At 28.2% G+C, this 13,853-nt stretch carries 15 protein-coding genes and 1 riboswitch; of the genes, 1 reads left to right on the forward strand and 14 read right to left on the reverse strand.

What is annotated here, in order from left to right; translation table 11 throughout:
• Positions 1–37: 37 nt before the first annotated feature.
• From NWE74_RS04930 to NWE74_RS04960, 7 genes are all read right to left on the reverse strand, one after another.
• Positions 38–910, reverse strand: a complete 873-nt coding sequence (locus tag NWE74_RS04930) for a MurR/RpiR family transcriptional regulator (protein ID WP_258242119.1) — start codon at positions 908–910, stop codon at positions 38–40.
• An 11-nt stretch (positions 911–921) separates the two neighbouring features.
• A complete protein-coding gene (locus tag NWE74_RS04935) occupies positions 922–1,467 on the reverse strand; it encodes a 2-oxoacid:acceptor oxidoreductase family protein (protein WP_258242120.1) in 546 nt (181 codons plus the stop codon).
• A 41-nt stretch (positions 1,468–1,508) separates the two neighbouring features.
• Positions 1,509–2,324 (reverse strand): 2-oxoacid:ferredoxin oxidoreductase subunit beta, encoded by an 816-nt coding sequence (locus NWE74_RS04940; RefSeq protein WP_258242121.1) that lies wholly within the window; start codon positions 2,322–2,324, stop codon positions 1,509–1,511.
• Complete coding sequence (locus tag NWE74_RS04945; protein WP_258242122.1) at positions 2,317–3,459, reverse strand: 2-oxoacid:acceptor oxidoreductase subunit alpha; 1,143 nt, start codon at positions 3,457–3,459, stop codon at positions 2,317–2,319. Before NWE74_RS04945 ends, NWE74_RS04940 begins: the two co-directional genes overlap by 8 nt.
• Before the next feature lie 22 nt (positions 3,460–3,481).
• Positions 3,482–3,673, reverse strand: a complete 192-nt coding sequence (locus NWE74_RS04950) for a 4Fe-4S binding protein (RefSeq protein ID WP_258242123.1) — start codon at positions 3,671–3,673, stop codon at positions 3,482–3,484.
• 120 nt (positions 3,674–3,793) lie between these two features.
• Positions 3,794–4,375 carry a class I SAM-dependent methyltransferase gene (locus NWE74_RS04955; RefSeq protein ID WP_258242124.1) on the reverse strand — a complete coding sequence of 194 codons (582 nt, stop codon included), beginning with the start codon at positions 4,373–4,375 and terminating at the stop codon, positions 3,794–3,796.
• Between the two features lie 9 nt (positions 4,376–4,384).
• On the reverse strand, positions 4,385–5,101 hold the full coding sequence (locus NWE74_RS04960) for a pseudouridine synthase (protein ID WP_258242125.1): 717 nt from the start codon (positions 5,099–5,101) through the stop codon (positions 4,385–4,387).
• Positions 5,102–5,484: 383 nt separating this feature from the next.
• On the opposite strand from NWE74_RS04960, the gene NWE74_RS04965 reads away from it, so the two are divergent.
• Positions 5,485–6,579, forward strand: coding sequence for an AI-2E family transporter (locus NWE74_RS04965; RefSeq protein WP_258242126.1), 1,095 nt, complete (start codon positions 5,485–5,487; stop codon positions 6,577–6,579).
• Between the two features lie 83 nt (positions 6,580–6,662).
• Here the strand turns inward: NWE74_RS04965 and NWE74_RS04970 are convergent, their stop codons facing one another.
• From NWE74_RS04970 to NWE74_RS05000, 7 genes are all read right to left on the reverse strand, one after another.
• Positions 6,663–7,283, reverse strand: coding sequence for a tetratricopeptide repeat protein (locus NWE74_RS04970; RefSeq protein WP_258242127.1), 621 nt, complete (start codon positions 7,281–7,283; stop codon positions 6,663–6,665).
• Between the two features lie 170 nt (positions 7,284–7,453).
• Positions 7,454–8,281 carry a diaminopimelate decarboxylase family protein gene (locus NWE74_RS04975; RefSeq protein ID WP_258242128.1) on the reverse strand — a complete coding sequence of 276 codons (828 nt, stop codon included), beginning with the start codon at positions 8,279–8,281 and terminating at the stop codon, positions 7,454–7,456.
• Positions 8,282–8,396: 115 nt separating this feature from the next.
• Positions 8,397–8,566: riboswitch (Lysine riboswitch) on the reverse strand.
• A gap of 64 nt (positions 8,567–8,630) precedes the next feature.
• A complete protein-coding gene (locus NWE74_RS04980; protein WP_258242129.1) occupies positions 8,631–9,869 on the reverse strand; it encodes a cation:proton antiporter in 1,239 nt (412 codons plus the stop codon).
• 85 nt (positions 9,870–9,954) lie between these two features.
• Positions 9,955–10,563: a hypothetical protein gene (locus NWE74_RS04985; RefSeq protein ID WP_258242130.1), complete on the reverse strand. Its 609-nt coding sequence runs from the start codon at positions 10,561–10,563 to the stop codon at positions 9,955–9,957.
• Between the two features lie 240 nt (positions 10,564–10,803).
• Positions 10,804–12,507 carry a hypothetical protein gene (locus NWE74_RS04990; RefSeq protein ID WP_258242131.1) on the reverse strand — a complete coding sequence of 568 codons (1,704 nt, stop codon included), beginning with the start codon at positions 12,505–12,507 and terminating at the stop codon, positions 10,804–10,806.
• Positions 12,508–12,633: 126 nt separating this feature from the next.
• A complete protein-coding gene (locus tag NWE74_RS04995) occupies positions 12,634–13,197 on the reverse strand; it encodes a hypothetical protein (protein WP_258242132.1) in 564 nt (187 codons plus the stop codon).
• A 77-nt stretch (positions 13,198–13,274) separates the two neighbouring features.
• Complete coding sequence (locus NWE74_RS05000; RefSeq protein WP_258242133.1) at positions 13,275–13,841, reverse strand: TVP38/TMEM64 family protein; 567 nt, start codon at positions 13,839–13,841, stop codon at positions 13,275–13,277.
• Between the last annotated feature and the right edge of the window lie 12 nt (positions 13,842–13,853).

The following is a 13,853-nucleotide window of genomic DNA, read 5'->3' on the forward strand; positions in this document are numbered from 1 at the left end:
TGTTAGCTGGACTTATTTTTTGTTATTTAATTAAATTTTACTCGTATACTGAGTATCTATCCCATATTTTTTCTAGGTCATCAAAGTATTCTTTTATATCATCCTTCTCTTTCATACCTACTGCAACTATAAGTGCATTAACTATACTTAAAGCAGGAACTAATGAGTCAACAAATGATGCCATATTACTTTTTACTAAAAGTGTATTATCTGCAAGAGATGCTACTGGTGCAAATAAACTATCTGTTAAAGATATTATATGTGCTCCTTTTTCTTTTGCATAATTTACTATTTGATATGATTTTTTAGAATATCTTGGGAAACTTATAGCTATTATAACGTCATTTTCATCTATTCTTACTATTTGTTCAAACGCATCCCCCATATCCATTCTAATTATATGGACATTATCAAGTATTATATCTAAATAAAATCCTAAGTATTGAGCTATAGTAAATGAACTTCTCATACCTAATATATATATTTTTCTTGCTTTTAATAATCTATTCGCTGAATCTTCAAAGGCTTTATGGTCTATTTCTTCTAAAGTAGTTTTTATGTTATCCATGTCACTTTTTAAAACTTTATTAAGTATGGTATAATCATCGCTATACTCTTTTGCCATTTCTACTCTTTGCACTGTAGTTAATTTATTTTTTATTAACTCTTGAAGTGCTGCTTGTAACTTTGGATATCCTGAGTATCCTAAGGCATTTGCAAATCTTACAACAGTAGATTCACTTACCCCTACTGTATCTCCTAGTTTGCATGCAGTCATAAATGCTACTTTATCGTAATTTGACAAAATATACTGTGCTATTAGTTTTTGTCCTTTACTAAATCTTGGGTATTGAGCTTGGATGTCTGATATAAGCTTTTTGCTATCTTTTAAATCCTTTGTATCGTCCATATCTTTCTCCTTTAGTGGTTTACATCAATATTATTTCTGAAAAGTTCAATTCCTTTTTCAAATGCCTTTATGTTTGACTCTTGAGTTCCTTTTGGAACCCTCTTTATTATTGACTTTTTAATATTTTCTATATCTACATCTTTTACTAACTGACTAATAACTCCCAGTGCAACCATATTCGCTGAAACGTAGCTTCCAGTCACTTCCTTTGAAGAATCTATTATCGGAAACTTGTAAATATTCAAATTTTCTGTACATTTTACTTCTATTGAACTATCAATAACTATTATACCACTATTGTCCATATCTTTTAAGTACTGATTTAAAGATTTTTGTGTTAAAGATAATAATATATTTGGATTTGAAATTTTAGGAAAATTTATTTCATTTTCACTTATAACAACTTCACATTTACTAGCTCCACCTCTAGCTTCTGGCCCATATGATTGTGTTTGAACTGCATTTAAGTTAGTGCTTATTGCACCCTCTGCTAATATTATTCCGGCTAATATTAAACCTTGACCTCCTGAACCGCTAAGTCTTACTTCTACTTTCATATCTTTTATATCTCTCCTTAGGTATTTTTTATTAAATCTATCTATTTATTGAACTTATCTAATACTTTCTTATATTCATCTGTGTATTCAGGCGTGATAGTATCTTTAAATATACCTATTAAAATTTTTTCTGTTAGCTGTTCTTCTGTTAAAGTATCTTTTTTAGTTAAATTAATACTTCTATCTTTTAGCTCATTCATTAAAATAACTGGTGAGCCTTTTTTATTTTTTCTTCCATAGTATGTTGGACATATGCTTAACCCCTCTACCAATGAAAATCCCTTATGATTAAGTGCTTTTTTAATATATTGAATTGTATTTGGAACATGGTATACTGTTGAACGTGCTACAAAACTAGCACCTGCTCCACAAGCTAATTCACATATATCAAACGGTTTGTCTATGTTACCAAACGGAGCTGTTGTTGCAAAATCTCCATTTGGGGTAGTTGGAGAATATTGTCCACCTGTCATACCATATATATTGTTATTAAATACTATTGTTGTTATATCTATATTTCTTCTACATGCATGTATAAAATGATTTCCACCTATAGCTGTCAAATCTCCATCTCCACTAATTACTATCACATGAAGATCTGGTTTTGCAAGTTTTATTCCTGTTGCAAATGCCAATGCTCTACCATGAGTTGTATGAACAGTATTAAAGTCCATATATCCTGCTGCTCTTGATGAGCATCCTATTCCTGAAACTATACAAACCTTATCCTTATCTATATCAGATTCTTCTATTGCAACTGCTATCGCTCTCATTAGTATTCCATGTCCACACCCAGGACACCAAATATGAGGAAGTCTATTTGTTCTTAAATTGTTTTTAATTACTTCACTAGGCATTGATACATTCCTCCTTAATTTTAGCTATTATCTCATTAGGAGTTATTACTTCACCATTTATTTTATTAATACCAAATATGTCTTTTTCTTTTCCTAATACTCTTTGTACCTCTAATATCATTTGTCCTTTATTCATTTCAACAACAGCTATTTGTTTTGCATTTTTACTAACCTCTATTAATTTATCTTCTGGGAATGGCCATACTGTTTTTATACTAAATAATCCAGCCTTTATATTTTCATTTCTTAACATTTTAACTGCATCTTTGCAAGAACGTGATGACCCTCCAAATGAAACAAATAAAACGTCTGCATCCTCTGTCTCATATTCTTCATAAATTAATATATCATCTAGATTTTTTTCTATTTTATTGAACAATCTATTCATTAATTTTTCAGTTTCTACTGTGCTATTTGTTGGAAATCCTGTTTCATCATGCATAAGGCCTGTTACATTATATCTATAGCCTTCCCCTATACTTGCCATAGCTGGTACAAAATCTTTACCATCTTCATATGCTTTATATTCTTTATAATCACATGTTGGTTTTTTTCTATTTAATACATCTAACTCACCTGCCATAGGTATTCTCATTTTTTCTCTTAAATGGCCTACAACTTCATCTAAAAGTAGTATTACTGGTACTCTATATTTTTCTGCAAAATTAAATGATTTTACTGTTAAATTAAATGTCTCTTCTACTGTTGATGGTGACAATGCTATTATTGTATGGTCTCCATGAGTTCCCCACTTAGCTTGCATTAAATCACCTTGTGATGGACTTGTAGGTAATCCTGTACTAGGTCCACATCTTTGTACATTTACAATTACACATGGTGATTCAACTAATGATGCGTAACCTATACACTCTTGTTTTAAAGAAAATCCTGGGCCACTTGTCGCTGTCATTGATTTATATCCCGTTAAAGATGCCCCTATTGTAGCTGCTATAGAACCTATTTCATCTTCCATTTGAATGAATTTTCCATTTATTTTCGGAAGTAATAATGATGATATCTCTGCTATTTCTGTAGATGGCGTTATTGGATACCCCGCAAAAAATCTCATGCCCGCATAAATTGCTCCTTGTACACAAGCTTCATTTCCTTGTAATAACTTTATTCTATCAGTCATACCAAATCTCTCCTTAAGGTTTTTATTCACTTTTTTTTAGGTATATTGCATAATCTGGACATCTTTGTTCACATTGACCACACCCTATGCATTTATTAGGATTTGTTACACTTATTGAATCCTCTTTTAACTCTAATATTTTTACTGGACAATATTCAACACAAATACCACATTTTTTGCACCATGATTTTTTTACTACCAATGTCTTTTTCATAAACTCCCCCCTTAACTCTATAGCGTTTTTAACTTAATTAATTCTCCCTATATTAAGCTTATTTATTAGTTATATAAATATTCTTATTTAAATAAAAAAAACCATGCTATAAAGCATGGTTTAATATTCTTTCTTCTTCTCTATCAAAACTAATTGTGGTGGATTATTTATTTGGTTAATAAATCCACACTCAAGTACGTTAAATTCGTTTTGATCTAGCGTTTTAACAAAATCATATACACTATTTTTTTCCTCTGGCCCACCTTCATGTCCAGTGTAAATAGCAATACTTACTATCCCATGAGGTTTCAATAGTTTTAAGCTATGCTCTATAGCTTTTATCGTTGTATTTGGTTTTGTTATAATCATATGCTTTGCTCTTGGTAAATATCCCAAGTTAAACACAACACATGAAATTTTTTTTGCAACGTACTTGTCCATATTTTCATGACCATCTAATATTAACTCTACACGGTCTTGTAAATTTTCTTTTTCAAGTCTTTTCTTAGTTGATTTTAAGGCTTCTTCCTGAACATCAAAACTATATACATATCCATTTTCTCCGACTTTTTCAGCCAGATACTTTGTATCATATCCATTTCCCATTGTAGCATCTACTACAATATCGCCTTCTTTTATAACTTGATCTAGGTAAAGTTTATTTATATCCGTAACCTTTGTTAAATATTTTGCTTTTTTCATAAAACACCTCTATTTAAGACCTTTTAGGTATTGTATTTCTTCATCCGTTAAATGTCTGTACTTTCCAATTTCCGTTTCTTTTAAAGTAATTTTACCCATGGCTACTCTTCTAAGTCTCATAACTGGATGATTTATAACTCTGCACATTTTTCTAACTTGTCTATTTCTGCCTTCATGTATTTTTATTTGACATATAGCATAATTTTTTTCTTCATCTTTTTTAACTATTTTTATTTTAGCTGGTGCTGTTTTATAGTCTTCTATATAAAGTCCAGATTCAAACTCATTCATTTGTTCTGATGTTGGTATTCCTTTTACTATTGCCATATATGTCTTATCTACTTCATGTTTAGGGTGAGTTAAAGTATATGTTAAATCACCATCATTAGTAAGTATTAATAATCCACTAGTCTCATAGTCTAGTCTTCCTATTGGATATATTCTTTCTTTTATATCTTTTACTAAATCAAGTACACTAGGTCTATCAAATTGGTCTTTTACAGTTGTTATATAACCTTCTGGTTTATTTAAAACTATATAAACTTTTTTTTCATCTAGCCCTATTTGTTCATTATCTATTTCTACGATATCATTATTTTCATCTACGCTAAATGATAACTCTTCTACAGTTTCACCATTAACTTTTACTCTTCCTTGTAATATTATTTCTTCTGCTTTTCTTCTTGATGCCACTCCACAAGAAGCTATGTATTTGTTAATTCTCATACTGCACCTTCTCTATTTTCTTATTTTTATTACATTATTATATCATAATACATCTATACTAAAAACAAAACACTAAATTTTTTAATACATCTACTATATTTGAATAGATTTTAATATATTTAGTTTTTGTAGTTACTAATTATTTATTTAAATTTATATATTATTTTTTAGTTATTTGTTTCTATGAAATGTGTTTGATTAAATAAAATACTAAAAATCTACACATAATAATATTTCAGTACACTTTATTTTACTAAAATTTTATTACATACTTTAATTGATTTACTTTTTATAATGTTAAAATTTGATTTTATGCGAATTTTTACATATATATTTGGAGATATTATTGAAGAAATTTTAATAAGTTAATAAAGGAGAATTTTATGATTTCCAAAGAAAATATTAAATATTATGTACTTATAGGCTTTATATCTATAATAATTTATAAAGTAATAGATTCTCCTTCTAGGCTACTTTCTAATATAGGAGGATTAGTTAAACTTTTAAGTCCTTTTTTAATAGGAATTTTGCTTGCACTTTTGATTGATCCTTTAGTCAAATATATAGAAAATAAGTTTAATTTACATAGAGTGTTAAATATCCTCATATCTTATGTAATTATTTTTATTTCTTTATTATTAATGGGTAAAATTTTTATTCCATCTATTATAAATACCTTAAATACTTTAATTAAAGAAATCCCTCATTATATAAGTATGATAGAAGATTTTTTAAATAATCATATTAAGCAAACAGATATACTAGAAGTTTTAATACCTCATATACAAAATAATATAAATTTGATACTTAAGGAAATGATTAATATTTTTTCTAAGACATCCTCAGATATAATTGTTTATTTATTTAGTTTAACATCATTAATTTTTAATATTTCTATGGGTGTCATATTATCTATATACATGCTATACGATAAAGAAAATATAGCTAAGGGGTTTAAAAACTTACTATACTGTATTACTACAAAAAATAAAGCTAATAATACAGTTAACTTCTTTATTATGTGCCATGATATTTTTTACCATTATATAATAGGAAGAGTATTAGATTCAGCAATTATAGGAGTACTTGCTTTTCTTGGGTTTAAGTTTCTTTTAAGAATAGATAATGTGTTATTTTTATCTTTTATAGTTTTTTTAACTAATATAATTCCTTACTTTGGTCCTTTTATAGGAGCTATTCCTCCTGTTGCTATGGCTCTCACTCAAGGTCCTGTAAAAGCATTTTGGGTAATAGTGTTTATATTTGTTCTTCAACAATTAGATGGTAATTTAATAGGCCCTAAAGTTATGGGAGATCAGGTAGGACTTAGTCCTCTTTGGATAATATCAGCTGTACTTCTCGGTGGGTCACTATTTGGTATAATAGGAGTATTTCTATCTGTACCTATAGCTGCTGTTTTAAAATCTTGCATTGACAAATATATTCAAAATCATCTATATATAAAGGGTTCTAAGTGAAAAATTCACTACGTTTTATATCACAAATAATTTCGTTCATTGATTAAAATGCCTATATAAAGATATAGGCATTTTTGATTAAATTATTGAGCAACTGTTTGTTCAACTGGTGGAGAAACTACTATACCTGGATTTTCCAATTCATTAGTACCTTGATTTGGTTCCTGTGGTTTATTAGCTTCTTCTTCTACTTTCTTTTTAGCTTCTACCTCTTCTTGTTTTTTCTTTTGTGCTAAGTATGCTAAATGCTTTTCTTTTTCTATTGAAGCTTGTGCTTCTATTCTATCTTGATCTTTACTAGATACTTCTTTGGCATTTTGCTTTCTTTCTTCTCTTGCCTTTAAGTACTTTTCATTGGCTTTAACCAACTCTTTTTTCTTAGCAGCTGCCTCAGTTTTTATAGTTGACGATCCGTTTTTTATTTCTTCTATTGCTTCAAGCTCTTTTATAGCTTTATTATAATTTCCTTCTTTTTCGTACTCTAATACATTTTCCATTTTAGTAGCTTGCATATACATTGCTCTTGCATGTTCATCTGAACTATCCATTTCTAAGGCATCCGATAAAAAATCTCTTGCTTTTTCATAATCGTGTGCTTCTAATGCTTCTTTTCCATCATGAACGGTTGTATTTTCTTTTAACCCAGAACATCCAACCATTACTATAGATAATAATGATACCAATAAGACTATTTTTAATTTCATCAAATCCCTCCTTATTATTTAAGATAATTTTATCATAAATATGGTTTATTTAGGTAAAAATATCGAATTTAGTTTATTTATTTTTTATTATTTTTTAATATTTTTTGTATTTTTTTAGCGATTATTCAGTAAAAAATAAATAAAAAAGGAAACTTTTTTATTTAGGCAGTTTAAAGTTCTAATGATATCAAATCTTTATATGTTTGCCTTTTGCAAATTAATTTTGCTTTTCCGTTCTCTATAAATACAACTGCTGGCTTAGGTATTTTATTATCAGTCATACCACCATCTACACTTACATATGTTCTTATATCCTTTATATCTTTTATAGATACTATTGTATATAACGTACTTCCTGCATTTGCAACAATAGATCTACCTGGCTCTATAATTAATATAGGTTTATTTATTTTAAGTTTTTGGCAAGCTCTTTCTGGTCTATTTATTATAGACTCACAAAATTCTTTTATAGTTTTGGGGCTATCATACTTGGTATAATAAACACCTATACCGCCGCCTAAATCTATTTCTTTTATTTCTATATTAAAATTTTCTATTATTTTCTTTACTAAATTCATCATTATATCTACTGCATCCATATATGAATCAATCTCAAATATTTGATATCCTATATGTGCATGTAGTCCTATCAAACTTATATTTTTATAATCCCTTATTTTTCCTAAAGCTTCATATAAATATCCATTAGCCAGTGCAAAACCAAACTTTGAATCAATCTGTCCGGTTTTTATATATTCATGTGTATGTGCTTCTATGCCCGGAGTTATTCTAAAATAAATATTTTGTGTTATATCATGTCTTTTACAGATTTTTTCTTTAACTTTAAAGTAATTTACATACTCTCTACAATTTTGTCTTATAAGTTTCTCATCAAATACATAAAGTGGTGTTGAATATTTTTTTGCTATTTTTTCACATTTTACACCACCTATATATAAGTTTCTATTTTTTACTGACATAGTTCCATGTAATTTCATAAATACCCTCCTGTATTAGTATAAAGTATACAGCCATTTTGAGGTTTTCAGCAATAATTTACTATAATCAAAAACGTCCAAAGGAATACTTTGGACGTTTTATTTAACTCAAAGTAAACCTTGTAGCTCAACACTTTTAATAAGTGACAGCCTTGCACATATTTTGTACAAAGCCAGAGAATTTATTTGCCAATTAACACTCTTCGGCTACGATTCCTTTCCTTAGTTATCAACACTTGCCAGCTACTACTAAGTACTCTTAATCTAAGCACCTCTACCCTAGGCTTTTTTATTTAATTAATTAATTAATATAGTTTTAACACCCTTTTCTTAATTTTGCAACTATTTTTTATTTTTCCAAAACTTCTAATTTTTTTGCTACTATATTAGTAGTACTAGCCTGTATCAATAACGTTACTATAATAGTCATAAATACAGCTGATGATATAATTTCATATCCCTCTACTTTCGTTGATACTATTATTCCAGATAAAGCTGCTGGTATAACACCAGTTTCTCTTACCCACATCATAAATAACTTTTCATTTTTGCTCCAATTAGTTTTTTTATCAAATGCAGTACAAATTAAAACTACTATAGGTCTAGCTATGAACATTAAAACTAATACTACAATTATTGACCCCATACCAAACTTTAACAATGAATTTAGATTAAGATGCGTTCCAAGTACTATGAATATTGACATTCTTGCTATTGTTGCTATATTTTCTCTAAAATGTACTCCTGATATATAATCTTCATCCGGAACCCAGAATCCAAATCTTTTTTTGTTTCCATATACAAGACCTGCAATAAATACTGCCATATATCCACTTCCACCAAATCTTTCTGATATTTCATAAGCAAAAACAACTACCGTAATTGATATTATAGGTGCATAACCATGGAATATTCCATATTTTTTGTCTGATGAAATTCCGACAGCTATCAATGCTATGCCTATTCCAACTAATAATCCTATTAATATCATAAATACTAGCTCTAGTGATGTTGCTAATATTCCTACTTTCTCTGCCATAGTTAATCCAGTAAGTATTGATGTAAATAAAATTGCACCAAATGCATCATTAAATGCAGATTCACTTATTACAGTCTGTTTTAATTTATTTTTTATAGGAACTGTTTTAAATACAGGTATAAGTGCCGCTGGATCTGTTGATGCTATAGTAGCTCCTAGTAAAAAACTCGGACCTATTCCTAAATTAAATACATAATGTGCTGTAAGTCCTATAATCCCTGCTGTTATAAAAACACCTAATGATGCTAGAAGCCCTACAGTTACTTTTACTTCATTTAATATTTTTAATTTTACTTCTCTTCCACCTTCATAAAGTATAAATGCTGACCCGAAAGTTAATATAATTTCGTTTACCGTTGGAAATGCTTCTATATTTACTAAATTTAAAAATGTAGGACCGAAAGCCACTCCTAATATTAAATAAATTACTACATCTGGAAGCTTTAGTTTCTGAGCAAACCATCCACCTATAACACCTATCGTTGCAATCGAAGCCATTATTAGTACTAATTCATTTGCACTAATTGCTGCTGTATTCATTTCTCCCATATAATCACCTCTTTTGCTAAATTTTTAGTGTCTTTAATTATTATCTGCAAATCATCAAAAAAAAACCTATTTATTAAAATAGGTTTTATATATATCTAAATAATTTACTTAAATTTAAATCTAAGAAATTTACTTCGTAATTTCCTCTAATTTCCTGTAATCCATCTATATTTTCAGATGTTACAACTAATATTTTAGGAATATCATAAAATGGTATTGTTGATTTATTTATTTTACATTCCATATCTTCATATTTTGATGATCTAAAATTTCCATCAAGATTTATATCTACTAATAATTGTTTCTGTTCATTATATTTATCTATATACTCTATAAATAAATCAAATTTTGAATCTGCTACAGATACATTTCTATAAAATCTTTTAATTTCATATCCACCTGAGCTTAGCTTTATAGCAACTTCTGAACCTATGACTGCTTTAACTAGTTCTTGTCCTTTATACATTTTACTTCCGTTTAAATAATATACATAAGTATTATCTTTGTACCCCGAATAATTTATATTACACGGATATTTTCTAAGAGTATATTCATTACACATTTTTCTTAGCGTTTTTTTGAAAGGCTTTCGTCCATATCGTTTTTTTGATCCAAAAACTTTTCCCACCTGAGTTTCCGTCATGCATCTTACTCTGCTAATTAGTATTAATATATCTCTTTCTATTCCTATCATTGCGTCTATTCTCCCTTGAAGTTATTATTTTGGCAAGTTATATTACCATTATATTAATTTGGGACAATAAAATTTACATATTTTAATCAATTTATTTTATTTTAAATTATAGATTTAATTTTAGCACACCTAATATCCTAAAATCATTTTAACTATTTTAATTAATAGTCTATGTTATAATTTATAAATACTTATAAAATGTAAAAAGTAGCTATCTAATTTTTAGATAGCTACTTTCTATTATTGTTTAATGTTTTCAGCTTCGTTAGTTGTTTTTTCTTCTATGTTTTTTTCTTCCGTAGTTTGCTTATTATTAGCTTCAGGCTGACTTCCTAAAGTTAAGTTATCAAACTCAACTATATCAACAAATCCTTTTTCACCTTTTTGATAAGTTATTTTCACTTTATCTCCTACTACTGTTAAAGGTATTTCTGTTGACACCTTAGATGTTGCATTAAATATTATACTTTCATTTGAATCGAGTGTCATATAATAGAATGTATTTCCTGATTTAACATCTGGGCTAATCCTTGTTATACTACCTTCTAATTTATCTGTTGTTGTATCATTTTCTATTTTTATATTATTTCCTTTTGATGCTAATACTTCTCTGTAATTTCTTAATGCTTCTTCTTTAGATTCACCTAATCCTAGTACACTAAAATCTTCAACTGATACAAATGATACCATCTTAACAAGTCCTGCCTTATCTTTTAAAGATGATACATATGTTGGTTTCCCTAAGATATTGTACATCACAGGGAAAGTAGCTTCATAATTTTTCTCTTGGACTTTACCTTCTGCAGATCTCATTGCAGCAGTTTCTGTTGCTCCTGGTTGTTTATATAGTTTAGCTTCTTTTGTTCTAGTATCTACTAACATAAATCCTATAGTAGATTCATCTCCACCTGATGAAGTTATTCCTGTATACCAATATGCCTTATTGTCATTTCCATATACTAATGAAGTTCCTTCAGTTGGAACTAAAACACCTTCTTCTGATATAACTGAATTTAAGAATCCTTTTATATATAATCCCCAATCATTTATTTGATTTGTTACAAACTCTTGAGGTTGTATCCTATCTATCCATTTTGGAGCATCTTTTATAGAATATCTTTTAGTTTCTCCAGTTTCTGCATCCACAGTTGCCACACCAACTGCATTTGCTCCACTATATCCTATCTTATGTTCATATAAACTAGCCACCCAATATGGTCTTCCTTCGTCATTTATTTCTAATGTAAAATCTGTCATACCTACATCCATTATTCCTTTTACGTACATATGTCTATGTAAATCTTGAAGGAAGTACGCTTCTGGTTGATAAACTATTTTTACAGGTTTATTATCTATTTCTTGAACTAGTCTAACATCTTGAGGATTACTTGCAGATACCATTACGTAACCGTTTGTTCCATCTAATGATGTTATCCATTTTATTATATCTCTATGTACTAATGGTGCTACCCAATATAATTCACCTTTTACACTTTGTATATGAAATTTACCAAGCTTAGATACACTTCCAAGTGCAGGAACTTCTCCTAACTTTTTATCTCCTAATTTCATAGCCATATCTTCATCTACTACTCTTATATTGTTAGTATTTACAGGACTTACATCCTTTGAAAATTCGCTTTCTTTAACTTCTCCAATTAAATTTCTATATGACTTAGCATGAAGTATTGGAGAAGATGCAATAAATGGTGCTGCTATACTGTATATTATTAGTATTATAGCTATCGAAAAATTATATTTAGCTATTTTAGATGTTTTTTCTCCCCTATCAAGCATCATATCTAATATTCCTGCTATACCAAAGAAAATTATAAGCACAGAAATACATGATATGAAATCAAACCTTAGTACTGGTAATTTAACAAATGCGTAAATAGCTACTATTAAAAAAGCTACACCATATGTTTGTATAAATTTTTTCATTTAATACTCCTTTCAAAACTATATCCTTATTAATTACATTATATCCATAATTTTCAAAAAAATAAATACCTCATATAAAATATGAGGTATTTTCTTCATTGTTTTATTAATTTTAAATATAATAGCTTATGCTTCAGCAACTCTAGTTATATATATAGGTTCTCTTGTTGAATATTTAGATAGTAATCCTTCATATTCTAGCTCTAATCCTTCTAAATTATAAAAGTCATTAGGTCTAGTTTCATATGCTGGTTTCTCTATTATATGTATATCACTTTTTTGCATCATATCAGCTACAAAGTGTGAACATACATACTTATACTCTTTTTCTCTTGGTCTATCTATTGATAAACATACAAGTGCTTTAACATCATAATCATATTCTTCTCTATTTTCACTAACATTCATTATATTCTTATATAATTTTTCATACTGTAAGTCTGTAACATCTAATGAGTACACCCTACACATAGTATTTGTCTTAATAGCATATAATCCTTCATTTATATTTTCTTCCACAAACCCTGCAAATATAGGAGTTTTAGGATTTAATCTTCCAAAGGAATACATAGGTCTTAACTCTTTATTTAAAGCTATAGATACGTGTGCATATGGGGTTTTACTTATATTTCTTATAAGATAAGATAATAATGTACCAGTATAAGTTGTTACGATATATATCTTTTTCATATTTCTCCCCCTTAATTTTTTAAATTAATACAACTATAGAATTATATCATAATCTATATATATTTGTAAATACATTTTTATTTGCTCTCTTTATGAATTTTATTATTAACTCGTTTTCCGATTATCCAAGATATTAAAATAGCAAAAGTAAATATAACTATCTTTTTAGGATTATAAAATAAATCACCAATATCTTCTCCAATATAACTTAAAAGTAAAAACATAACAAATTTACCACATACCATCCCAGATATAAATGTTTTTATATCAAATCCAACAAATCCAGATGTAATAGTTATTAAAAAATCAGGAATAAAAGGACATACATATGATATAAATATACTATTAAACCCTTGTTTTTTTATCCAAGATTTAATTTTAATTATTTTAATATTTTTTTCATACTTTGTAAAGAACTTAATTGTAGAAAATTTTTTAGCAACATAATATAATGCTATGGATGCAACGCTTGAACCAACCCATGATACTAAAAAACCCTTCCACATTCCAAGAACAAAAGCATTTGCTAAAACTATCGCTAAAAGTGGTAATACTGGAGCAAATGTTTCTACAGCTACTAATAAAAGTCCTATTACAGCAGCTAACAATTTATGATCTGCTATTGAGTATAATATTTGTTCCATAAATACATGCAC

The organism is Romboutsia lituseburensis (assembly GCF_024723825.1).
Lineage (GTDB): Bacteria > Bacillota > Clostridia > Peptostreptococcales > Peptostreptococcaceae > Romboutsia_F > Romboutsia_F lituseburensis_A.